The sequence below is a fragment of the Klebsiella sp. GL120222-02 genome, from assembly GCF_003097195.1.
Taxonomy (GTDB): domain Bacteria; phylum Pseudomonadota; class Gammaproteobacteria; order Enterobacterales; family Enterobacteriaceae; genus Klebsiella; species Klebsiella variicola.
Genome location: NZ_QEQO01000002.1, coordinates 598,811 through 620,232, shown reverse-complemented (window position 1 = coordinate 620,232; position 21,422 = coordinate 598,811). Strand labels below are relative to the sequence as shown.

Here is a 21,422-nt window from a genome sequence, read left to right as displayed (position 1 = left end):
TCTATGGAATTATCCTCACTGACCGCCGTTTCCCCTGTAGACGGCCGCTACGGCGATAAAGTCAGCGCGCTGCGCGGTATCTTCAGCGAATTCGGTTTGCTGAAATTCCGCGTTCAGGTGGAAGTACGTTGGCTGCAAAAACTGGCCGCCCACGCAGCGATCAAGGAAGTTCCTGCTTTTGCTGCCGACGCAAACGGTTTCCTTGACAAAATCGTCGCCGATTTCAGCGTCGAAGACGCGGAGCGCATCAAAACCATCGAGCGCACCACTAACCACGACGTGAAAGCGGTAGAGTATTTTCTGAAAGAGAAAGTCGCTGACGTCGCCGAGCTGCACGCGGTATCAGAGTTTATTCACTTCGCCTGTACGTCTGAAGACATCAATAACCTCTCCCACGCGCTGATGCTGAAAACCGCCCGCGACGAAGTGGTTCTGCCTTACTGGCGCAAGCTGATTGACGCGGTAAAAGATCTGGCAACCCAGTACCGCGATGTGCCGCTGCTCTCCCGTACCCACGGTCAGCCGGCAACGCCGTCCACCATGGGTAAAGAGATGGCGAACGTCGCCTACCGTATGGAGCGCCAGTACCGTCAGCTGAACCAGGTGGAAATCCTCGGTAAAATCAACGGCGCGGTGGGTAACTACAACGCCCACATCGCGGCCTACCCGGAAGTCGACTGGCATCAGTTCAGCGAAGAGTTCGTCACCTCGCTGGGCATTCAGTGGAACCCGTACACCACCCAGATCGAGCCGCATGACTATATCGCTGAGCTGTTTGACTGCATCGCGCGCTTCAACACCATTCTGATCGATTTCGATCGCGATGTGTGGGGCTACATCGCGCTCAACCACTTCAAACAGAAGACCATCGCCGGGGAAATCGGCTCCTCCACCATGCCGCACAAGGTGAACCCGATTGACTTCGAAAACTCCGAAGGCAACCTCGGCCTGGCCAATGCGGTCATGCAGCACCTGGCCAGCAAACTGCCGGTTTCCCGCTGGCAGCGCGACCTGACCGACTCCACCGTCCTGCGTAACCTCGGCGTGGGAATCGGCTATGCGCTGATCGCCTATCAGTCCACCCTCAAAGGGATCAGCAAGCTGGAGCTGAACCAGGATCGCCTGCTGGACGAACTGGATCACAACTGGGAAGTACTGGCTGAGCCGATCCAGACCGTGATGCGCCGTTACGGTATCGAAAAACCGTACGAGAAGCTGAAAGAGCTGACCCGCGGCAAACGCGTTGACGCGGAAGGGATGAAGCAGTTTATTGACAGCCTCGCCCTGCCGGAAGACGAAAAAGTGCGCCTCAAAGCGATGACCCCGGCCAACTATATTGGTCGGGCAACCACCATGGTTGACGAGCTGAAGTAATCGCCCTGCCCCTCTTTCCGGCGGAAAGAGGGGCGTTTTGTCGTCGGAAAGCAATCAGATCCAGACGTCGTTCACCGCCGTCCGCTCGCCGCCCTCATGGCCGGTATTCAGCACGCCACGCGGCTCAATCAGCATGAGCTTCGCTTCCGTCTCCGCCGAGGTCTTATGTTCCACCCCGCGCGGCACGACGATCATCTCCCCGGCCTTCACCAGCACATGTCCGTCGCGGAAGTCCACGCGTAATACCCCCTCCACCACCATCAGTGTCTCATCGGTTTCCGGGTGGCTGTGCCAGATAAAATCGCCGGCGATGCGCACGATCTTGAACTGATAGTCGTTCATCTCAGCCACCACTTTGGGCTGCCATTGTTCGCTGAACAGGGAAAATTTCTGAGCAAGATTAACGAGTTGATACATGGGCTGTCTCCTTGTGATAAAGGCAGTCAGCATAGTTCGCCTCGCCGCGGTCACGCTTGAACGATTGTGCAACCTGAACCGCGCTAGCCGCGGATCGCCCGCAGCCAGCGGCCCGGAGAGAGACCAAAGCGGCTAATAAACTGGCGCGTCATGTGGCTCTGATCGGCAAACCCCGCGTCGGCGGCAATATCCACCAGACGTTCCCCGGCGCGCATCCGCTGGCGGCAAAAATCAAGCCGGCGCATCATGACGTAACGCCACGGGCTGGTGCCGTACAGCGTTCTGAAATCCCGGCTCAGGCTCCAGCGGTCCCGGCCGCTGACCTGCGATAAGGTGTCGAGGGTCATATCCTGCATAAAACAGGCATGGATATACTCCCGGGCCCTCTCCGCCGCCTGATAGTCAAATGCCTGGCGACGGGAACGCTGCCCGCCGACCACAGCCAGGGTCTGCGCCAGGTCGTACAGAGCATCCTCTTCCTCCAGCGGCTCGAAGGTGTCCGTGACCGCTTTTAACAACGGCTGCGCGGCGCAACGCAGGCGCGGATCCGCCGACAGGCCGCCGGGGATAAACGGCAATGGCCTGCCGCCGAGTATCTTCTGGATCAGCGCCGGTTCGATATAGACCATGCGGTAGTGAAACCCCGCCTCGGTGCCCGCCTCGCCGTCATGTATTTCGTCCGGGTGAAGCACCATCGTTCCGCCGGGCAGGCTGTGCTGGAGTCCGCCGCGATAGTGAAAGCTCTGCACGCCGGCGATCGTCTGGCCGATAGCATAGGTATCATGCCGGTGGGGCTCATAGCCGTGGCCGCCGAAGAAGGCTTCGATGCGTTCCGTCTGACTGGGCGACTGCGCCAGCCTGACCCAGTCCGCACTTTTCTGCTGAGACATAATGGATAACCTGCGGCGTCATTGAGAGGTGATCCCAGCACTATTACACAAAAAATTAACATCACCAACCCGCGCACTGCCCGCGCTCTGCCGCTGGGCGTTTGCTGAAATTACGCATAGAATGAAGGAGTTCCATGCACTATGCGCAAAGGGCATCGCCGAAGGCTGGCCTGCCTGGCGGTGTTATGCGCCGTTGGTATAAAAAGCTTTATTTAACAGCTGTTTATATTTTGCGTATATAATGAGCGTCAGATTACTATCAACACAGGAAGGGAGAACAGTCATGCGCGTACTCGTGGTTGAGGATAACGCCCTGCTGCGTCACCACCTCAAAGTTCAGCTGCAGGAGCTGGGCCATCAGGTCGATGCGGCGGAAGATGCCAGGGAAGCGGACTACTATCTGGGCGAACATCTCCCGGATATCGCCATCGTCGACCTCGGCCTGCCGGATGAAGACGGACTATCGCTGATCCGCCGCTGGCGCAGCCACGATGTGTCGCTGCCGGTGCTGGTGCTGACCGCCCGCGAAGGGTGGCAGGATAAAGTGGAAGTGCTGAGCGCCGGGGCGGATGATTACGTCACCAAGCCTTTCCATATTGAAGAGGTTGCCGCCCGCATGCAGGCGCTGCTGCGCCGCAACAGCGGCCTGGCCTCACAGGTGATCTCCCTGCCGCCGTTCCAGGTCGACCTCTCCCGGCGCGAGCTGTCAGTCAACGATCAGCCGATCAAGCTGACGGCCTTTGAGTACACCATTATGGAAACCCTGATCCGCAACCGCGGCAAAGTGGTCAGCAAAGATTCCCTGATGCTCCAGCTTTACCCGGATGCCGAACTGCGTGAGAGCCATACCATCGACGTACTGATGGGCCGGCTGCGCAAGAAAATTCAGGCTGAATACCCGCAGGACGTCATCACCACGGTGCGCGGCCAGGGCTATCTGTTCGAACTGCGCTGATGAAGGGACTGTTGCGGCATATCTTCCCCCTGTCATTACGGGTTCGCTTCCTGCTGGCGACCGCCGGGGTCGTACTGGTGCTCTCCCTGGCCTATGGCATGGTGGCGCTGGTGGGCTACAGCGTCAGCTTTGATAAAACCACCTTCCGCCTGCTGCGCGGCGAGAGCAATCTCTTTTATATGCTGGCGAAATGGGAGAACGGCGCTATTGACGTCGATATCCCGGAAAACCTGAATATGGAAAGCCCGACGGTGACCCTTATCTACGATGAGAAGGGTAAACTGCTGTGGGCACAGCGCGATGTCCCCTGGCTGGCGAAACGCATTCAACCGGAATGGCTGAAGCGCAATGGTTTCCATGAGATCGAAGCCGATGTCGACAGCAGCAGCATGCTGCTGCGCAACAACCACGAGATTCAGGAACAGCTGGACGCCATCCGCGAGCAGGGCGACGATTCGGAGATGACCCACTCGGTGGCGATCAACCTCTATCCGGCCACCAGCAAAATGCCCCAGCTCAGCATTGTGGTGGTCGATACCATTCCGGTGGAGCTCAAGCGCAGCTATATGGTGTGGAGCTGGTTTATCTACGTGCTGGCCGCCAACCTGCTGCTGGTGATCCCCCTGCTGTGGGTCGCCGCATGGTGGAGCCTGCGGCCTATCGAGTCGCTGGCGAAAGAGGTGCGTGAGCTGGAGGAGCACCACCGCGAAAAGCTCAATCCCAACACCACCCGTGAGCTGACCCGGCTGGTCAGCAACCTTAACCGGCTGGTTCGCAGCGAGCGTGAACGCTATGACAAATACCGCACCACCCTCACCGATCTCACCCACAGCCTGAAAACGCCGCTGGCGGTGATGCAGAGCACCCTGCGCTCGCTACGCGGCGAGAAGATCAGCGTCGACGAGGCGGAGCCGGTGATGCTGGAGCAGATAAGCCGCATCTCGCAGCAGATTGGTTACTATCTGCATCGCGCCAGCATGCGCAGCGGCGGCACCCTGTTGAGCCGGGAGCTGCATCCGATCGCCCCGCTGCTTGATAGCCTGACCTCCGCTCTCAACAAGGTCTATCAGCGCAAAGGGGTCAATATCTCGCTCGACATCTCGCCGGAGATCACTTTTGTCGGCGAGCAGAACGATTTTATGGAAGTGATGGGTAACGTTCTCGATAATGCCTGTAAGTACTGTCTGGAGTTTGTGGAGGTTTCCGTGCGCCAAACCACCGACAGCCATCTGCATATTCTGGTGGAAGACGATGGCCCGGGGATCCCGCAGAGCCAGCGCCGCGCCGTCTTCGACCGCGGCCAGCGGGCAGATACGCTGCGTCCCGGCCAGGGCGTGGGGCTCTCCGTCGCCCGCGAAATCGTCGAGCAATATGACGGGGAGATTATCGCCAGCGAAAGCCTGCTCGGCGGCGCCTGCATGGAGGTGGTGTTTGGCCGCCAGCTGATGGAAGATAAACAGGGTTAATCATTGAGTTTTTTAACGGCGCCTGCATCGCCGGGGCGCCGCATCCGTTATAATCCCTGTCAGACACCTGCAGTGGAATATCAATATGGATTATCAATTAACGCTTAACTGGCCCGACTTTATCGAACGCTACTGGCAAAAACGGCCGGTGGTACTGAAGCGCGGCTTCGCCAATTTTATCGACCCCCTAAGCCCGGACGAACTGGCTGGACTGGCCATGGAGAGCGAGGTCGATAGCCGCCTTGTCAGCCATCAGGATGGAAAATGGCAGGTCAGTCACGGTCCCTTCGAAAGCTACGATCACCTGAGTGAAAACAACTGGTCCCTGCTGGTGCAGGCGGTTAACCACTGGCATGAACCCTCAGCGGCGCTGATGCATCCGTTCCGCGCTCTGCCGGACTGGCGTATCGACGATCTGATGATCTCCTTCTCGGTACCCGGGGGCGGCGTCGGTCCGCATCTGGATCAGTATGATGTGTTTATCATTCAGGGCACCGGCCGTCGGCGCTGGCGCGTCGGGGAAAAGGTGCCGATGAAACAGCACTGCCCGCATCCGGACCTGCTGCAGGTTGACCCCTTCGAGGCGATCATCGATGAAGAGATGGAGCCGGGCGATATTCTCTATATTCCGCCAGGATTCCCGCATGAGGGGTACTCGCTGGAAAATTCGCTCAACTATTCGGTCGGCTATCGTGCGCCGAATGCCCGCGAGCTGTTCAGCGGCTTTGCCGACTACGTTCTCCAGCGCGAACTGGGCAGCCAGCGCTACGCCGATCCGGACGTGCCGTCCCGCGACCATCCGGCGGATATTTTACCCGTCGAACTCGACCGCCTGCGCGAGATGATGCTGGGGCTGATTAATCAACCAGAGCACTTTAAACAGTGGTTTGGCGAGTTTATCACCCAGTCGCGTCATGAGCTCGACGTCGCACCGCCGGAGCCGCCGTATCAGCCAGATGAGATTTACGATGCCCTGCAGCAGGGCGACACGCTGGAACGCCTGGGCGGCCTGCGGGTGCTGCGCATTGACGGCGAGGTGTTCGTCAATGGCGAGAAGATCAACTCCCCGCACCGCCCGGCGCTGGACGCCCTGGCTACCCACCTGACGCTGCGCGCCGACCATTTTGGCGATGCGCTGGAAGATCCGTCATTCCTCGCCATGCTGGCAGCGCTGGTCAACAGCGGCTACTGGTTCTTTGGCGACTGAGCCATCATCCTGCCCGGCGGCGCTGCGCTTGCCGGGCCTACAAACAGCACGATTTCCGTAGCTCCTGTATCGGTTTGCAACGGTTTCGACCCGGGAAAAACGTTTGTTCTGTGTTATTTCCGAGCAGATTGCGCTCCCAATATGTCTTCCGTGTTATGTCTCTTCTGGCGCAGGGAGCGCACAGGGGGCGGCCAGTCGCCGCCGCCCCCTGTACCCCCGGGCTCCGGCCAGCAACATCGCCACTTCGTGGTGCCTTCGACTTATCCCTGCAGGCTTCGGGTCGGGCCGAGGCAGCGTCCGTGCAAAACACGGCCCTCAGCCCGCATCCATGCGGGCTGCCCCTGCCTTCCGGGAACGTCTCAGCGATTTTGAGGCCGCCAACACCGGCAGTTTCAGTCGCGCAAGTGGGTAAATTAGCATCAGATCGCACGAGTCGTAGGCCGGATAAGGCGTTAGCCGCCATCCGGCATCTTGTGCGACAAGCAGAATGAGCGGCCTGGTTGCGAAGGCTATTTCCCTTTTCGTGTTGCCGTCAGCTCGGCGATACGCACGATCACCTGCACCGCCTTCTCCATCCCTTCCAGGGTGACAAACTCATGTTTGCCGTGATAGTTGTAGCCGCCGGTAAACAGGTTCGGGCACGGCAGTCCCATAAACGAGAGCTGCGCGCCGTCGGTGCCGCCGCGGATCGGCTTCATCTGCGGTTCAATATCGCAGTCCACCATCGCCTGGCGGGCAATATCGACCACGTGCGGATGGGCGATCACCTGCTCATGCATGTTGTAATAACTATCCTCGATCACCAGCTCGATATAGCAGTCCGGGTGCAGCCCCTTGCCGACCTTTTTAGCAATCTCCATCATCTTGCGTTTACGCGCCTCAAAGTGCTTGCGGTCAAAATCGCGGATGATGTAGTGCATCTCGGCCCGATCCACGCTGCCTTTGATGCTGGTGAGGTGATAAAAGCCTTCATAACCTTCGGTGGTCTCCGGCGCCTCGTCGGCCGGCACTTCGGCATGAATGCGCGCAGCCAGCGACAGCGCGTTGACCATCACCCCTTTTGCGGTGCCGGGATGCACGTTATTGCCGACAATCTTAATGGTCACCGAGGCGGCGTTGAAGTTTTCAAACTCCAGTTCCCCCACGCCACCGCCGTCGACGGTATAGGCCCAGCGGGCATCAAAGGCCTCGACATCGAAATGCTTCGCCCCTTTTCCGACCTCTTCATCGGGGGTGAAGGCCACGCGGATATCGCCATGAGGGATGTTTTTCGCCTGCAGGGTCGCCAGCGCGGTCATGATCTCGGCGATGCCGGCCTTGTCGTCCGCCCCCAGCAGCGTTTTCCCGTCGGTGGTGATCAGCGTCTGCCCCAAAAGCTGATGCAGAACCGGGAACATCACCGGGGAGAGCACCTCATCGCCGATACCCAGCGCGATATCGCCGCCGCGATAGTTTTCGACAATCTGCGGATTAACGTTTTTACCGCTGAAATCCGGGGAAGTATCGACGTGAGAGATAAAGCCGATGGCCGGGATATCGCCCTCCACGTTGGCGGGCAGGGTTCCCATTACCGTCCCTTTTTCACTCAGCGTTACCTTGACCAGTCCCATTTCTTCCAGCTGCGCCTGCAACAGGCGTAACAGCTTCCACTGCCCTTCCGTGCTGGGGACCTGACGAACGCCAGGCTTCGACTGCGTGTCCAAAGAAACGTACTGCAAAAAACGCTCAAGCAATTTATCCATGTAGCCACCCTCTTCTTTTGTGACAACATTATTCATAAGCCAGAAAAGACAAATATTGCGTCAGGTCATTCTTAGCCCGTAAAGCGAAATTTAATAACGGAACCGACGTTATGGTGTAAAGGTAGACTATGCAGGCGTATCAAGGATTGGCGATTACCCTCGTTTGCCGTAGAATGCTGGCCCTTATTAAAAACGTGCAACCCCAAAGGTGGTTAATCACAAACCCCGCAGCGGTCGGAAGTTTCCGTTGCGTCTACATGGGACAGAGTCAAAAATTGAATATACAACCGCGTTCGCGTTCGCCGCTGGTGCAACTGGCGGGAATTCGCAAGAGCTTTGATGGTAAAACGGTCATTGATAACCTTAACCTGACCATCAACAATGGTGAGTTTCTCACCCTGCTTGGCCCCTCTGGCTGCGGTAAAACCACCGTTCTGCGCCTTATCGCCGGCCTGGAAAACGTCGACAGCGGACGGATCCATCTCGAAGATCACGATATCACCCATGTCCCGGCGGAAAACCGCCACGTCAATACCGTCTTTCAAAGCTACGCCCTGTTTCCGCATATGACGGTATTCGAGAACGTCGCCTTTGGCCTGCGGATGCAGAAAACCCCGGCGGCGGAAATCACCCCGCGGGTTCTGGATGCCTTAAAGATGGTGCAGCTGGAAGACTTTGCCCAGCGCAAACCGCACCAGCTCTCCGGCGGCCAGCAGCAGCGCGTGGCCATCGCCCGCGCGGTGGTTAACAAACCGCGCCTGCTGCTGCTCGACGAATCCCTTTCGGCGCTGGATTACAAGTTGCGCAAGCAGATGCAGAACGAACTGAAAGCGCTGCAGCGTAAGCTCGGGATCACCTTCGTCTTCGTGACCCACGATCAGGAAGAGGCCCTGACCATGTCCGATCGCATCGTGGTCATGCGCGATGGCAAAATCGAACAGGACGGCACCCCGCGAGAGATCTACGAAGAGCCGAAAAACCTGTTCGTCGCCAGCTTTATCGGCGAGATCAATATCTTCGACGCCACCGTGATCGAGCGCCTCGACGAGCAGCGCGTGCGCGCCAACGTCGAAGGACGGGAGTGCAATATCACCGTCAATTTTGCCGTGGAGGCCGGCCAGCGTCTGCACGTCCTGCTGCGCCCGGAAGATCTGCGCGTCGATGAGATCCACCACAACAGCGACGCCGACGGCCTGATCGGCTATGTGCGCGAGCGTAACTATAAGGGGATGACCCTTGAGTCGGTGGTCGAGCTGGAAAACGGCAAAATGGTGATGGTCAGCGAGTTCTTTAACGAAGACGACCCGGATTTCGACCACTCTCTTGACCAGAAAATGTCTATCAATTGGGTGGAGAGCTGGGAGGTGGTGCTGGCCGATGAAGAACTCCAGTAAATTCCAGAATGTGGTGATCGCTACCATCGTCGGTTGGCTGGTGCTGTTTGTCTTCCTGCCCAACCTGATGATCATCGCCACCAGCTTTCTGACCCGCGACGACGCCAACTTCGTCAAGCTGGTCTTCACGCTGGACAACTACTCGCGGCTGCTGGATCCGCTCTACTACGACGTGCTGCTGCATTCGCTGAACATGGCGCTGCTGGCGACCCTCGCCTGCCTGGCGCTGGGCTACCCGTTTGCGTGGTTCCTCGCCCGGCTGCCGCAGAAGGTACGCCCCCTGCTGCTGTTTCTGCTGATCGTTCCCTTCTGGACCAACTCGTTGATCCGTATTTACGGGCTGAAGATTTTCCTCAGTACCAAAGGCTATCTGAACGAGTTCCTGCTGTGGTTAGGGGTGATCGACACGCCGATACGCATTATGTTCACCCCCTCGGCGGTGATTATCGGCCTGGTATATATCCTGCTGCCGTTTATGGTGATGCCGCTCTACTCCAGCATTGAGAAACTGGATCGCCCGCTGCTGGAAGCGGCGAAAGATCTCGGCGCCAGCAAGCTGCAGACCTTTATCCGCATTATCATCCCGCTGACCATGCCGGGGATCATCGCCGGCTGTCTGCTGGTGATGTTGCCGGCGATGGGGCTGTTCTACGTTTCCGACCTGATGGGCGGCGCCAAGAACCTGCTGATCGGCAACGTGATCAAGAGTCAGTTCCTGAATATTCGCGACTGGCCGTTCGGCGCGGCAACCAGCATTACCTTAACCCTGGTGATGGGCCTGATGCTGTTGATTTACTGGCGCGCGGCGCGCCTGCTGAATAAAAAGGTGGAGCTGGAATGATCGGTCGACTGCTGCGCGGCGGCTTTATGACCGCCATCTACGCGTATCTCTACATCCCTATTATTATTCTGATCGTTAACTCGTTTAACCGGTCGCGCTTTGGTATCAACTGGCAGGGGTTCACCACCGACTGGTATAGCCTGCTGATGAACAACGATAGCCTGCTGCAGGCCGCCCAGCATTCCCTGACCATGGCGGTGCTGTCGGCAACCTTCGCCACCCTTATCGGCTCGCTGACCGCCGTGGCGCTGTACCGCTACCGCTTTCGCGGCAAGCCGTTCGTTAGCGGCATGCTGTTTGTGGTGATGATGTCGCCCGATATTGTCATGGCCATCTCCCTGCTGGTGCTGTTTATGCTGATCGGTATTCAGCTTGGTTTCTGGTCGCTGCTGTTTTCGCATATCACCTTCTGCCTGCCGTTTGTGGTGGTCACCGTTTACTCCCGGCTGAAAGGCTTTGATGTGCGGATGCTGGAGGCGGCGAAAGATCTGGGCGCCAGCGAGATGACCATCCTGCGCAAAATCATCCTGCCGCTGGCCCTGCCGGCGGTCGCCGCCGGGTGGTTGCTGAGCTTCACGTTGTCGATGGATGACGTGGTGGTCTCTTCGTTCGTGACCGGTCCGGGATATGAAATTCTGCCGCTGAAGATCTATTCGATGGTCAAGGTTGGCGTTTCGCCTGAGGTGAACGCCCTGGCCACGATTCTGTTGGTTCTGTCGCTGGTGATGGTCATCGCCAGTCAGTTAATTGCACGTGATAAAACTCAGGGGACGTTAAAATGAAAAAATGGTCACGCCACCTGCTCGCAGCCGGCGCTCTGGCAATCGGCATGAGCGCCGCACACGCGGACGATAGCAAAACGCTCTATTTTTATAACTGGACCGAATACGTACCGCCGGGCCTGCTGGAGCAGTTCACCAAAGAGACCGGCATCAAGGTCATCTATTCGACCTACGAGTCGAACGAAACTATGTACGCCAAGCTCAAGACCTATAAAGACGGCGCGTACGACCTGGTCGTCCCGTCGACCTACTTCGTCGACAAGATGCGCAAAGAAGGCATGCTGCAGAAGATCGATAAGAGCAAGCTGACTAACTTCAGCAACCTCGATCCGCAGATGCTGAACAAACCGTTCGATCCGAATAACGACTACTCCATTCCCTATATCTGGGGGGCGACGGCTATCGGCGTCAACAGCGATGCGATTGATCCGAAAACCATCACCAGCTGGGCCGACCTGTGGAAGTCGGAATACAAAAGCAGCCTGCTGCTGACCGACGACGCGCGCGAAGTGTTCCAGATGGCGCTGCGTAAGCTGGGCTATTCCGGCAACACCACCGACCCGAAAGAGATTGAAGCCGCCTATAACGAGCTGAAAAAGTTAATGCCTAACGTCGCGGCGTTTAACTCCGATAACCCGGCGAACCCGTATATGGAAGGCGAAGTGAACCTCGGGATGGTATGGAACGGCTCGGCTTACGTCGCACGCCAGGCCGGTACCCCGCTGGAGGTGATCTGGCCGAAAGAAGGCGGCATCTTCTGGATGGACAGCCTGTCGATCCCGGCGAATGCCAAAAACGTCGACGGCGCGCTGAAGCTGATTAACTTCCTGCTGCGCCCGGATGTCGCCAAACAGGTCGCGGAAACCATCGGCTACCCCACGCCAAACCTGGCGGCGCGCAAAATGCTCAGCCCGGCAGTGGCCAACGATAAATCGCTCTATCCGGACGCTGCGACCATTGAGAAAGGCGAATGGCAGAATGACGTCGGCAGCGCCAGCGCCATTTATGAAGAGTATTACCAGAAGCTGAAAGCGGGCCGCTAATCCCGCAGGGCGGAACCGCGGTTCCGCCTTTTTTTGCTCTCACCTTAGCCCCTCAGCGCGCGCCAGAGGATCGCCGGCAGCTTGCGCCAGCGCGGCCGATGATAAAAATCCACCAGCTTCTGCGCCACCGCTTCCTGCCCCCGGTGGGTAATAAACCAGGGCGGCAGGGGCATCAGCGTCAGTTCGCCATGCCACAGACTGCGCGGAAACGGCCGAAACGGCGCCTCAATCACCGTGCGCTCGGTTTTCTCCAGCATAAAGCTGTTATGCACCTTGCCCCGCCCGCTCTGAATATCGTCGAGCGAGTGGCCGGGAAACGCGCCCCACGGGCAAGGGGCCAACAGGAAAGCCACCCCGCTCCAGCAGTTGATCGCCACCGTGCCGTAGCGCAGCTCAGCGATTAACGCGTTAAAACGCTTACGTCCAATCGCTTTGCGGGTGCGCGGATGGATCACAATATTGGCCCCCAGCGTGCCCTGCAGCCGCTGATTCGCATAGCCGATCGCCTGGCGCAGAAAACTTTCCGCACTGTCGGCCTCAAGACGAGTGACCGACAGCCCCGGGCCAAAGACCTCCTGCTGACAGAGCGCCGGGTCATCGTCGGTGTTCGCCACAATCAACGGCAGCGCGTCGCCGCGCGCTATCTCCAGCGGCTGGCGGGCGCGCAGGCGAAAGTCGGTCAGCCGTTTTTCAGCGCCGGGGTAGTAGTCCGGGCGGGTATTCGCGGCGATCAGTCGGTACAGCTGATTCAGCAAACCCGTCGCTGGCTCCCAGCCCTGCTGCAGGATCAGCACCTGGCTGGCCACGCAGTTAAACCCGCCGTTGTTCATCTTCTGCGTCGCCAGCTGCTGCGCCTGAAACGCGATATCCGCCTCGCTCCACGGCCCGGGTACGATGATGGTAGGGCTGACGCCGCCCAGCTCCGAAGTCACCCGACGCGGGTTCAGCGGCGTCCTGGCGGCCCGACGCTGGCGAGCCGCTTCACCGTCGCCCCAGACGATGACGTCATGGGTCTCGCGAGAGCCGGTGATATGGATCTCATCGACAGCGGGATGGGTGGTCAGCCATGCTCCCGCCTGGGCGTCGCCGGTGACGATGCGGAGCGCATCCATGGCAATCAGCGGCGCCAGGGCCTGGGCCAGCAGATCGTGCAGATAATCATTCACCGGGTTGAGCTTCAGCAGGCAGACCTGATTTTCAATAAACAGCTTGTGTAGCACATCCAGTGGCGCAATCGAGGCCACATTGCCGGCGCCAAGCACCAGCGCCAGCTTGCCCTGCCGCGCGGCCGGCGGGATGTCGTATGCCCGCGCCGCATAGCGGTCGAGATGGGCCCGGGTGACGCCTGGCTGCATCCATATCTCAGCGCGAACACCAGACAGCAACAGTCGATCCCAGAGCGTGCCGGGCACCACCCGCAGCGCCAGGCGGCCGTCCGCCAGCGTCCGCAGCGGGATCCGCCGCAGAAAGGTCTTCTCTTCCAGCTGCTCCAGGGTGGCGATAAGCCCGTTGCAGCCGACCATTAGCGCGCAGGGGCCCGCCAGCCACTCCTCCCCCACCAGCGGATCGCCCGCCGGCAGCCCTTTGGCCGCCGCCGCCGCGGCCACCCACGCCGGGGCAATACCGGCCAGGGCATCCTTGATCTGGCGCAGCAGCGCCAGACGACGGTTCACTGAGGTTTCCGCCCAACGCTGGCGCGCCGCCGACAAGGCGTACAGGGCAGCATCATACTGAGAGCAGGTCGTCAGACCGGGTCGCGCATGGCTCATTTTCCCTCACTCATTAAAATCTCTCCGTAGGCCTGGCGCAGTTGATTTTTGAGCACCTTACCCGTGGCGCTGACCGGTAGCGCGTCGACAAATATCACCCGGTCCGGGATCTGCCACTTTGGCACCCGCGTCTCAAACCAGGTCAGCAGATCGGTCTCTTCCACTTCGCCCCCTTCCGCGCGAACGCACAGCAGCACCGGCCGCTCGTCCCAGCGCGGATGACGGGCGGCGATGGCCGCCGCGCTGCGCACCGCCGGATGCGCGATGGCGATATTCTCCAGCTCAACGGTGGAGATCCACTCGCCACCGGACTTGATAATATCCTTTGCCCGATCGCAGATCACCAGATAACCATTGGCGTCGAGCGTACCGATATCGCCGGTATCAAACCAGCCTCCCGCGGTCAGGGCGCTCGCGTCCTGACCATAGTACTGCTCCACCACCCAGTGCCCTCTGACCTGCAGATACCCCTGACTTTGACCATCCCGGGGCAACGGTTCGCCATCCACGTCCACTACCTGCAGTTCGATGCCGAATATGGGCCGCCCCTGACCGGCGCGCTGCTTTTGCTGCTCCTGTGCCGGGAGCGCGTCATGTTTGCTCAACGGCGTGTTGATGGTGCCGATAGGCGATGTTTCGGTCATTCCCCAGGCGTGGGTCAGTTCAATGCCGTAATCACGCTGAAAGGCCTCGGCCATCGACGGCGGCAGCGCGGAGCCGCCAACCAGTGCACGTTTAAATTCAGGCAGCCGGACCTCTGTCCTGCGCATCGCCGCCAGCAAGCCGGCCCAGATCACCGGCACGCCAAACCCCACCGTTACCTTCTCGGTGGCCAGCAGCTGCAGCAGGCTGTCGCCATCGAGGTGCGGCCCCGGCAGCACCAGCCGCGCGCCGACCATAGCGGCGATAAACGGCGTCCCCCACGCGTTGACATGGAACATCGGCACCACCGGCAACAGGCTGTCCTTCGCCGATATGCCGGCGGCGTCCGGCTGGTTGCCGCTCAGGGCGTGCAGGACCAGCGAACGATGGGTATTCAACACCCCTTTCGGCCGGCCGGTAGTTCCCGAGGTGTAGCAGAGCGAAGCTGGGTTCAGTTCATTGAGCTGCGGCCAGCGATAGTCTACTGTCCCCTGCTGCAACAGATCGTCAAAAAACAGCAATGAGGGCAACTGGCTGAGCGCCGCTTCGCTGCGGGGTTCCATCAGCACGATGTGTTTCACCGTCGGCAGCTGCGGCAGCAGCTGCGCCACCAGTGGCAGAAAGGTCTGGTCAAAAAACAGCACTTCGTCGGCAGCGTCGTTGAGGATATACCGCAGATGGTCAACCGACAGCCGCGGGTTGACAGTGTGCGTCACCCAGCCGCCGGAGGCGACGGCAAAATAGATCTCCAGATGGCGGCGATTGTTCCATGCCAGGGTAGCGCAGCGGGCGCCTGGCGGCAGCCCCAGCGACGCCAGCGCCGATGCCAGCCGCTGAGCGCGGCTGGCCACCTCCCCCCAGCTGCTGCGCTCCTTCTCACCGCCAGTACTCACCGAGACAATCTCGGTCTCGCTGTGATATTGCGCCGCATGGCCGAGCAGCGCGGCAGTGGTGAGATCCTGATAAATCATCGGTGACGGCATTACGGGGTCTCCTTTACAGAATTCCGGCAGGGAACAGGGTCGCGGCACGATCGTGCGGGCGCCTATTGAATCTGGTCTACATTTGCCGGTCTGCACAAAAAAACGTACAGAAATCAGCGGTCACGCACAAAATAGAGTAAGAAATGATTCAGGAGGAAAAAGACGAAATCATAACAGGCAGGTCATTGCTCAGGGCGGGTATCGCCCGGCAGCGGGCCGGGCGATAGCGTGTGTGGCGCAGCGGAAAACGATCAGCGTCGTCCACCGTCGCGCTGGCCTTTGCCCTTCCCTTTTTCGGCTCGCTGTATCAAAAAATCATCAATGATGCCGACAACCCAGTTGAGAGGTTTCCACAGCACCACCAGCAGCAGCAACGGGCCGTATATCCGCACAACACTACCTGTCGCGACCTGACCGGTGAACAGCAGGGCTAAGCCATCCAGCAGCAGGCACAACATGCTGCCGATGCTGATGAGATAGCACAGTATGAAAAGGATCGGCCGACTATCGGCGTGTAGCGGTAAAGCGCGCTGGCTCCAGACGCCAACGATAATGGCCGCGATCAACATGATCGCTTCGATAACCAGCGGATTATGCATGGTCTGACTCCTGTCATGACGTTTCATCCTTGTCAGCAGCGCTGCCGGAAGCAGTGGCCAGGGCCCTGGCTACCGGCAGGCGGCTTCAGTTTATAGCGGGTTTTCCTGCAGCAGCTTATCGATAAAGGCAGGCACCACTTCGCTTGCCAGCCCGTAGTGCTTCTCGGCAAACTCGCTGCCCACCTGGCTGGGTTCCAGGTTCAGTTCAACGGTATGGGCGCCGTGCAGCCTCGCCTCGTGCACAAAGCCAGCCGCCGGATAGACATGGCCGGAGGTACCGATGGCGATAAAAATATCCGCGTCGGCCAGCGCGCTGTAGATCTCATCCATCCCCAGCGGCATCTCGCCAAACCAGACTACGTGCGGACGCAGCGCCGCCGGGAACTGGCAACAGTGGCATTTGTCCTCAGCGGTGACGTCGCCGGTCCACTCCAGCACCTGGCCGCTCCACGAACAGCGCACCTTTAGCAGCTCGCCGTGCATATGGATCACCCGGCGGTTGCCGGCGCGCTCGTGCAGATTATCAATATTCTGGGTGACCAGCAGGAAATGGTCGCCCAGTAGATCTTCCAGACGCGCCAGCGCCAGATGCGCCGCGTTCGGCGCGATCTCCGGGCTCTGCAGCTGGCGACGACGGGCGTTGTAGAACGCCTGCACCAGCGCCGGATCGCGGGCGAAGCCTTCCGGCGTCGCCACATCTTCCACCCGATGCTCTTCCCACAGGCCATCCGCCGCGCGGAAGGTTTTGATCCCCGACTCTGCCGAGATGCCCGCGCCGGTTAACACCACCACTCTCGGTTTTGCCATCGCTTCAGGTTTCATCCTGTCCTCCCTAAAGAAAATCCGCTGACGCAGACGGTCACGCAACCGACGTTTATTGCGACGAAAACGGCTCAATCGATGTAAACGGCGCGACTGCATAGCTACCTCTGTGATTAATGGGTCAGGTGAAGGAAGGCCGCACCGCGCATTCCCCCGGCATCGCCGTGGCGTGCGCGCTCAATGCGCGGAACCCTGGCGACCGGCAGAAGATGGCGCGGCAATCGTTGCGCCAGCCCTTCGCTAATGGCCGTAAAGTTAGATAATCCACCGCCGAGCACCAGTAAATCCGGGTCGACAATGGTCAGTATATTCCCCAGACACACCGCCAGCAGATCGAGATAGCGCTCAACGTGCGCCTGGGCGCGCGGATCGTGCTGCTGCCACTGCGCCACTATCTCCGGCGAGGAGAGCGGTTGCTGGTAAAAATGTTCGTACAGCCAGGCGAAACCGCGGCCGGAGAGATAATTTTCAATGCAGCCCAGCTGGCCGCAGCCGCAGCGCAGCAGCGGAAAATCGCGCCCGACCACCTCCAGGGCATCCACCGGCAGGCGAATATGGCCGAACTCGCCGGTGATATAGCTATGTCCGGTAATCGATTTACCGTTCAACACCAGGCCGCCGCCCACGCCGGTGCCGAGGATCAGCCCCATCACCAGCGGGTATTGCGTAAACTCATCGTCCCACGCTTCAGACAGCGCGAAACAGTTGGCGTCATTATCGAGACGCACATCGCGCCCCAGCCGCGCGCTGAGGTCGGTGCGCAGCGGCCGGCCGCTGGCGGCTGGCACGTTAGCGGCATACAGCGTGCCGTCTGCCGTTTCCGGCATCCCCGGAATACCGATCCCGACCGACCCCTGCTGGTCGAAGCGCTCATCGGCCTCGCGGACCAGCGCCTCCACCGCCTGGAGAAAATCCTCATAACTGCTTTTCGGCGTGGCGACGCGTTTTTCCCACTGCAGTCGCCGCTCCTGATTAAATACGCCCAGCGCTATCTTGCTGCCGCCAATGTCAAATCCATAATACATTTCAGCAATTCCTCTTGTGTCGTCAGCAAAGCCGACGATGACGATAAATTACTGGCCACTCAGCACCCTCGCCGGGTCGATGCGGCTGGCGCGGCGGGCGGGATACCAGCTGGCCAGCAAACTCAGCAACAGTGCTGTCACCAGCACATAAAAGACGTCCAGCCAGTGCAGTTCTGACGGCAGGAAGTCAATAAAATAGATGTCGCCGGAGAGGAATTTATGCCCAATCAGGTATTCGATACCGTTGATGATTGACGTCAGGTTCAACGCGCAGATCACGCCGATCACTACCCCGAACAGGCTGCCTACCGATCCGGCTAATAAACCATACCACACGAAAATCGCGCGAATTAAGCCGTCTTTTGCGCCAAGCGTGCGCAGCACCGCAATATCGCCGCTTTTGTCTTTGACCGCCATCACCAGCGTCGAGACGATGTTAAAGCAGGCCACGCCGATCACCAGCACCATCGCCAGGTACATAATGGCGCGGATCATCTGGATATCGCGATACATATAGCCATAGGTGCCGATCCAGCTCTTGATGTAGACGTAGCTGTTGGTCACCTCGCCGGCGTCGCGCACCAGCTTGTTCGCGTGGAAAACGTCGTTGACCTTGATGGCGATGCCGGTCACGCTGCTGCCCATCTCCAGGTACTGCTGCGCATCCTGCATCGGGATCATGGCAAAACTATGATCGAGCTGGCCGCTCAGCTGTAAAATTCCGGTCACATGCAGCCTGACGCGTTTTGGCTGCAGCAGTTGATGGTCGGCGTCGGCGTTAGGGATCATGATCGACACCCAGTCCCCCTGCTTCACGTGCAGCGCATCGGCGACCCCTTTCCCCAGAATCACCTGCTGTTCGCCGGCCTTGAATCCGGCCCACGCGTTATTCTGCACAAAGGTGGGCAGCGCGCTGAGCCGGGTTTCCTGCTGCGGGTCGACCCCTTTCACCTGGATGGCGCGCATATTGCTGCCGCTCTCCACCAGGCCGGTGAAGTTAATATAGGGCGCTGCCGCGACAATCCCCTTCACCTTCTGCACCTTCGCCAGCGCCTCCTGCCAGTTATTCCACGGCTGGTTCACGGGTTCGATTTCGCCGTGCGGCACCACCGCCAGCACGCGGTTGTTCAGCTCGCGTTCAAAACCGTTCATCGCGCTGAGGCCGACGATCAGCACCGCCACCCCCAGCGCAATGCCGATGGTGGAGATCACCGAGATCAGCGACACCATGCCGCCGCGCCGCCGTCCGCGGCTGAAACGTAATGCAATCAGTAACGATAACGGAGACGCCATTACTCGGCCCCCATCAGGGTCAGGTCGGCGGTCAGACGGCCATCACGCATCTCCAGCTGGCGGCTCATGCGTTTCGCCAGCTGCAGGTCGTGGGTCACCACCAGAAACGCGGTGCGCTGCGCGACGTTCAGTTCGCCCAGCAGCTGAAAGATGCTGTCGGCGTTGCGAGCATCAAGGTTACCGGTCGGTTCATCCGCCAGCACCAGCCGCGGTTTATTCACCAGCGCGCGGGCAATCGCCACCCGCTGGCGTTCACCGCCGGAGAGCTCCGACGGACGGTGATGGCTGCGGTGTTCAAGCCCGACCGCCTGCAGCATCGCTTTCGCCTGGCGTTCAATGTCCGCCGGCTTCTTTTTACCAATCAGCAGCGGCATCGCCACGTTTTCCAGCGCGCTAAAGTCTGGCAGCAGATGGTGGAACTGATAGATAAAGCCCAGCTCGCGGTTACGCAGGTCGGCGCGCGCGGCGGTGGAAAGCTTACTCATCGGCTGACCGGAGAAAATCACGTCGCCAGAGGTGGGCGTATCCAGGCCGCCGAGCAGATGCAGCAGCGTACTTTTGCCAGAGCCGGAGGTGCCGACAATGGCCATCATCTCGCCTTCACCAATGCTGAAGCTGACATTGTGCAGGACATCGGTTTGCACATTGCCTTCCTGATAGCGTTTGCACAGGTTGTCGCATTGCAGCAGGATCTTATTCATAACGTAAAGCCTCAGCGGGTTGAGTGGCGGCAGCGCGCCAGGAAGGGTACAACGTAGACAACAAGGCCAGCACCATCGCCACCAGGGCGATAACAATAACCTGCAGCGGCTCAATCGCCACCGGCAGCGCCGCGCCGTCAAGGAAGGCGCCGATGATCGGCATTAAATTATTCAACTGGCTGGCGAGCAGCGCGCCAAGCACGGCTCCCAACAGCGCGCCGACGATCCCGGCGCTGGCGCCCTGCACCATAAAGACGGCCATGATCTGCCGCGGCGTCAGCCCTTGAGTTTGCAGGATAGCCACTTCGCCCTGCTTCTCCATCACCATCATCCCCAGCGAGGTAATAATGTTGAAGGCCGCGACGGCGACGATCAGGCTCAGCAGCAGGCCCATCATGTTTTTCTCCATGCGCACCGCCTGGAACAGTTCGCCCTTGCGCTCGCGCCAGTCCTGCCACTGGGTACCCGGCGGCAGCGTCTGCTGACTCAGGGTATCCACTTGCAGCGGTTTATCCAGCCACAAGCGCCAGCCGGTGATATTCCCCAGCGGATAACGCATTAAACGAGAGGCGTCGTCGATGTTGGTCAGCATCTGATAACCATCGACTTCGCTGTTGGCGGCGAAGGTGCCGATAACCGTGAACAGACGCTGGCTCGGCACGCGACCCATTGGCGTAAACTGACTGGCGGAAGGAACCATCACACGAATTTGATCGCCACGATTAACTCCCAGCTGGCCCGCCAGCTGTTCGCCGAGAATAACGTTATATTTGCCCGCCTGCAGATCGCTCTGTTTGACGTTCACCAGGTACGGAGTCAGGGGATCGTTCTGCGCCGGATCAATGCCCAGCATCACCCCGACCGCCACGCTGCGCGCGCTCTGCAGGACGACGTCACCGGTCGTGATCGGCGCCACGCGGGTCACCCCCTGGAGTTTCGCCTCGCGCTCCGGCAGTTGCTGAGGATTCACCGAGCCCTGTTTGGCGCTAAGAATGGCCTGCGGCATCAGCCCCAGGATATTGTTTTGCAGCTCGCGTTCAAAGCCGTTCATCACCGACAGGACCGTCACCAGCGCCATTACGCCAAGCGTAATGCCGATGGTTGAGAGCCAGGAGACGAATCGACCGAAGCGGTCGGCTGCGCGCCCGCGCATATAGCGCAGGCCGATAAAGAGTGCGGCAGGTTGGTACATGTCATCCATCTGGTTGCTGATAGCCGATGCCCGAGTATATAAGCGAATACGAGCAGCGTAAATGACTGATACCTGACGACTTTATTAGCAATAATCCTAAAAACCAAGCAAATACAATCGGATAGATAAGACCTTGCTGATATATCTTTACGCTTATCCGCAACCCGGATGTTTGTTGAACCAACACCTGATGGCAATTCGGGTTGGCGAATCCAGACCAATCGCGGATAATCTCACTATTGAATATCAGCGAGTTGCCCTCCATATCGGCAGAGCGAATCCCCA

General features: G+C 59.3%; 19 protein-coding genes and 1 pseudogene. 8 read left to right on the top strand and 12 right to left on the bottom strand.

Going from position 1 to position 21,422, the window contains the following annotated elements; genetic code table 11:
* The first annotated feature begins 3 nt into the window (after positions 1-3).
* Positions 4-1,374 carry an adenylosuccinate lyase gene (gene purB / locus N438_RS08245; RefSeq protein WP_012968556.1) on the top strand — a complete coding sequence of 457 codons (1,371 nt, stop codon included), beginning with the start codon at positions 4-6 and terminating at the stop codon, positions 1,372-1,374.
* Between the two features lie 54 nt (positions 1,375-1,428).
* Here purB and N438_RS08240 read toward each other — a convergent pair whose 3' ends face one another.
* Positions 1,429-1,791 (bottom strand): cupin domain-containing protein, encoded by a 363-nt coding sequence (locus N438_RS08240; RefSeq protein WP_012542212.1) that lies wholly within the window; start codon positions 1,789-1,791, stop codon positions 1,429-1,431.
* A gap of 83 nt (positions 1,792-1,874) precedes the next feature.
* On the bottom strand, positions 1,875-2,681 hold the full coding sequence (locus N438_RS08235) for an AraC family transcriptional regulator (protein WP_008806026.1): 807 nt from the start codon (positions 2,679-2,681) through the stop codon (positions 1,875-1,877).
* A 283-nt stretch (positions 2,682-2,964) separates the two neighbouring features.
* On the opposite strand from N438_RS08235, the gene phoP reads away from it, so the two are divergent.
* From phoP to N438_RS08220, 3 genes are all read left to right on the top strand, one after another.
* A complete protein-coding gene (gene phoP / locus N438_RS08230) occupies positions 2,965-3,636 on the top strand; it encodes a two-component system response regulator PhoP (RefSeq protein WP_004150807.1) in 672 nt (223 codons plus the stop codon).
* The gene (gene phoQ / locus N438_RS08225) at positions 3,636-5,102 is read left to right on the top strand and encodes a two-component system sensor histidine kinase PhoQ (protein ID WP_022065903.1); all 1,467 of its coding nucleotides are present in this window, start codon (positions 3,636-3,638) and stop codon (positions 5,100-5,102) included. The genes phoP and phoQ overlap by 1 nt, the downstream gene beginning before the upstream one ends.
* 85 nt (positions 5,103-5,187) lie before the next feature.
* The gene (locus N438_RS08220) at positions 5,188-6,309 is read left to right on the top strand and encodes a cupin domain-containing protein (RefSeq protein WP_012542214.1); all 1,122 of its coding nucleotides are present in this window, start codon (positions 5,188-5,190) and stop codon (positions 6,307-6,309) included.
* Between the two features lie 509 nt (positions 6,310-6,818).
* Here the strand turns inward: N438_RS08220 and pepT are convergent.
* A complete protein-coding gene (gene pepT, locus N438_RS08210) occupies positions 6,819-8,051 on the bottom strand; it encodes a peptidase T (RefSeq protein ID WP_012542216.1) in 1,233 nt (410 codons plus the stop codon).
* A 257-nt stretch (positions 8,052-8,308) separates the two neighbouring features.
* On the opposite strand from pepT, the gene potA reads away from it, so the two are divergent.
* Genes potA through potD form a run of 4 tightly spaced genes read left to right on the top strand, consistent with a single transcriptional unit; the run spans position 8,309 to position 12,111 of the window.
* A complete protein-coding gene (potA, locus tag N438_RS08205; protein WP_012542217.1) occupies positions 8,309-9,445 on the top strand; it encodes a spermidine/putrescine ABC transporter ATP-binding protein PotA in 1,137 nt (378 codons plus the stop codon).
* Complete coding sequence (gene potB, locus N438_RS08200) at positions 9,429-10,286, top strand: spermidine/putrescine ABC transporter permease PotB (RefSeq protein ID WP_008806020.1); 858 nt, start codon at positions 9,429-9,431, stop codon at positions 10,284-10,286. The genes potA and potB overlap by 17 nt, the downstream gene beginning before the upstream one ends.
* Entirely contained in the window at positions 10,283-11,068 is a 786-nt protein-coding gene (gene potC / locus N438_RS08195) for a spermidine/putrescine ABC transporter permease PotC (RefSeq protein WP_012542218.1), read from the top strand. The genes potB and potC overlap by 4 nt, the downstream gene beginning before the upstream one ends.
* The gene (potD, locus tag N438_RS08190) at positions 11,065-12,111 is read left to right on the top strand and encodes a spermidine/putrescine ABC transporter substrate-binding protein PotD (RefSeq protein WP_023297371.1); all 1,047 of its coding nucleotides are present in this window, start codon (positions 11,065-11,067) and stop codon (positions 12,109-12,111) included. The genes potC and potD overlap by 4 nt, the downstream gene beginning before the upstream one ends.
* 44 nt (positions 12,112-12,155) lie before the next feature.
* On the opposite strand, the gene N438_RS08185 is transcribed toward potD, so the two are convergent.
* The 9 genes and pseudogenes from N438_RS08185 to N438_RS27895 all read right to left on the bottom strand — a co-directional run.
* Positions 12,156-13,880, bottom strand: coding sequence for an aldehyde dehydrogenase family protein (locus tag N438_RS08185; protein ID WP_072121800.1), 1,725 nt, complete (start codon positions 13,878-13,880; stop codon positions 12,156-12,158).
* Positions 13,877-15,505: a long-chain fatty acid--CoA ligase gene (locus tag N438_RS08180; RefSeq protein ID WP_116696213.1), complete on the bottom strand. Its 1,629-nt coding sequence runs from the start codon at positions 15,503-15,505 to the stop codon at positions 13,877-13,879. The genes N438_RS08185 and N438_RS08180 overlap by 4 nt, the downstream gene beginning before the upstream one ends.
* Positions 15,506-15,756: 251 nt before the next feature.
* Positions 15,757-16,104, bottom strand: coding sequence for a hypothetical protein (locus N438_RS08175; protein WP_116696212.1), 348 nt, complete (start codon positions 16,102-16,104; stop codon positions 15,757-15,759).
* A gap of 90 nt (positions 16,105-16,194) precedes the next feature.
* The gene (gene cobB / locus N438_RS08170) at positions 16,195-17,025 is read right to left on the bottom strand and encodes a Sir2 family NAD+-dependent deacetylase (protein WP_008806007.1); all 831 of its coding nucleotides are present in this window, start codon (positions 17,023-17,025) and stop codon (positions 16,195-16,197) included.
* A 14-nt stretch (positions 17,026-17,039) separates the two neighbouring features.
* Positions 17,040-17,951: an N-acetylglucosamine kinase gene (nagK, locus tag N438_RS08165; protein ID WP_008806006.1), complete on the bottom strand. Its 912-nt coding sequence runs from the start codon at positions 17,949-17,951 to the stop codon at positions 17,040-17,042.
* Positions 17,952-17,999: 48 nt separating this feature from the next.
* Complete coding sequence (lolE, locus tag N438_RS08160; protein ID WP_116696211.1) at positions 18,000-19,244, bottom strand: lipoprotein-releasing ABC transporter permease subunit LolE; 1,245 nt, start codon at positions 19,242-19,244, stop codon at positions 18,000-18,002.
* The gene (gene lolD / locus N438_RS08155; RefSeq protein WP_002900798.1) at positions 19,244-19,945 is read right to left on the bottom strand and encodes a lipoprotein-releasing ABC transporter ATP-binding protein LolD; all 702 of its coding nucleotides are present in this window, start codon (positions 19,943-19,945) and stop codon (positions 19,244-19,246) included. The genes lolE and lolD overlap by 1 nt, the downstream gene beginning before the upstream one ends.
* Positions 19,938-21,137, bottom strand: a complete 1,200-nt coding sequence (lolC, locus tag N438_RS08150; RefSeq protein WP_012542228.1) for a lipoprotein-releasing ABC transporter permease subunit LolC — start codon at positions 21,135-21,137, stop codon at positions 19,938-19,940. The genes lolD and lolC overlap by 8 nt, the downstream gene beginning before the upstream one ends.
* A gap of 136 nt (positions 21,138-21,273) precedes the next feature.
* Positions 21,274-21,402 (bottom strand): annotated as a pseudogene (locus N438_RS27895) (hypothetical protein); the annotation flags it as partial.
* Positions 21,403-21,422 lie beyond the last annotated feature (20 nt).

Bases quoted from the DNA above. Each gene is read 5' to 3' on its own strand.
- purB (WP_012968556.1), top strand. From the start codon at position 4: ATGGAATTATCCTCACTGACCGCCGTTTCCCCTGTAGACGGCCGCTAC.
- N438_RS08240 (WP_012542212.1), bottom strand. From the start codon at position 1,791: ATGTATCAACTCGTTAATCTTGCTCAGAAATTTTCCCTGTTCAGCGAA.
- N438_RS08235 (WP_008806026.1), bottom strand. From the start codon at position 2,681: ATGTCTCAGCAGAAAAGTGCGGACTGGGTCAGGCTGGCGCAGTCGCCC.
- phoP (WP_004150807.1), top strand. From the start codon at position 2,965: ATGCGCGTACTCGTGGTTGAGGATAACGCCCTGCTGCGTCACCACCTC.
- phoQ (WP_022065903.1), top strand. From the start codon at position 3,636: ATGAAGGGACTGTTGCGGCATATCTTCCCCCTGTCATTACGGGTTCGC.
- N438_RS08220 (WP_012542214.1), top strand. From the start codon at position 5,188: ATGGATTATCAATTAACGCTTAACTGGCCCGACTTTATCGAACGCTAC.
- pepT (WP_012542216.1), bottom strand. From the start codon at position 8,051: ATGGATAAATTGCTTGAGCGTTTTTTGCAGTACGTTTCTTTGGACACG.
- potA (WP_012542217.1), top strand. From the start codon at position 8,309: ATGGGACAGAGTCAAAAATTGAATATACAACCGCGTTCGCGTTCGCCG.
- potB (WP_008806020.1), top strand. From the start codon at position 9,429: ATGAAGAACTCCAGTAAATTCCAGAATGTGGTGATCGCTACCATCGTC.
- potC (WP_012542218.1), top strand. From the start codon at position 10,283: ATGATCGGTCGACTGCTGCGCGGCGGCTTTATGACCGCCATCTACGCG.
- potD (WP_023297371.1), top strand. From the start codon at position 11,065: ATGAAAAAATGGTCACGCCACCTGCTCGCAGCCGGCGCTCTGGCAATC.
- N438_RS08185 (WP_072121800.1), bottom strand. From the start codon at position 13,880: ATGAGCCATGCGCGACCCGGTCTGACGACCTGCTCTCAGTATGATGCT.
- N438_RS08180 (WP_116696213.1), bottom strand. From the start codon at position 15,505: ATGCCGTCACCGATGATTTATCAGGATCTCACCACTGCCGCGCTGCTC.
- N438_RS08175 (WP_116696212.1), bottom strand. From the start codon at position 16,104: ATGCATAATCCGCTGGTTATCGAAGCGATCATGTTGATCGCGGCCATT.
- cobB (WP_008806007.1), bottom strand. From the start codon at position 17,025: ATGCAGTCGCGCCGTTTACATCGATTGAGCCGTTTTCGTCGCAATAAA.
- nagK (WP_008806006.1), bottom strand. From the start codon at position 17,951: ATGTATTATGGATTTGACATTGGCGGCAGCAAGATAGCGCTGGGCGTA.
- lolE (WP_116696211.1), bottom strand. From the start codon at position 19,244: ATGGCGTCTCCGTTATCGTTACTGATTGCATTACGTTTCAGCCGCGGA.
- lolD (WP_002900798.1), bottom strand. From the start codon at position 19,945: ATGAATAAGATCCTGCTGCAATGCGACAACCTGTGCAAACGCTATCAG.
- lolC (WP_012542228.1), bottom strand. From the start codon at position 21,137: ATGTACCAACCTGCCGCACTCTTTATCGGCCTGCGCTATATGCGCGGG.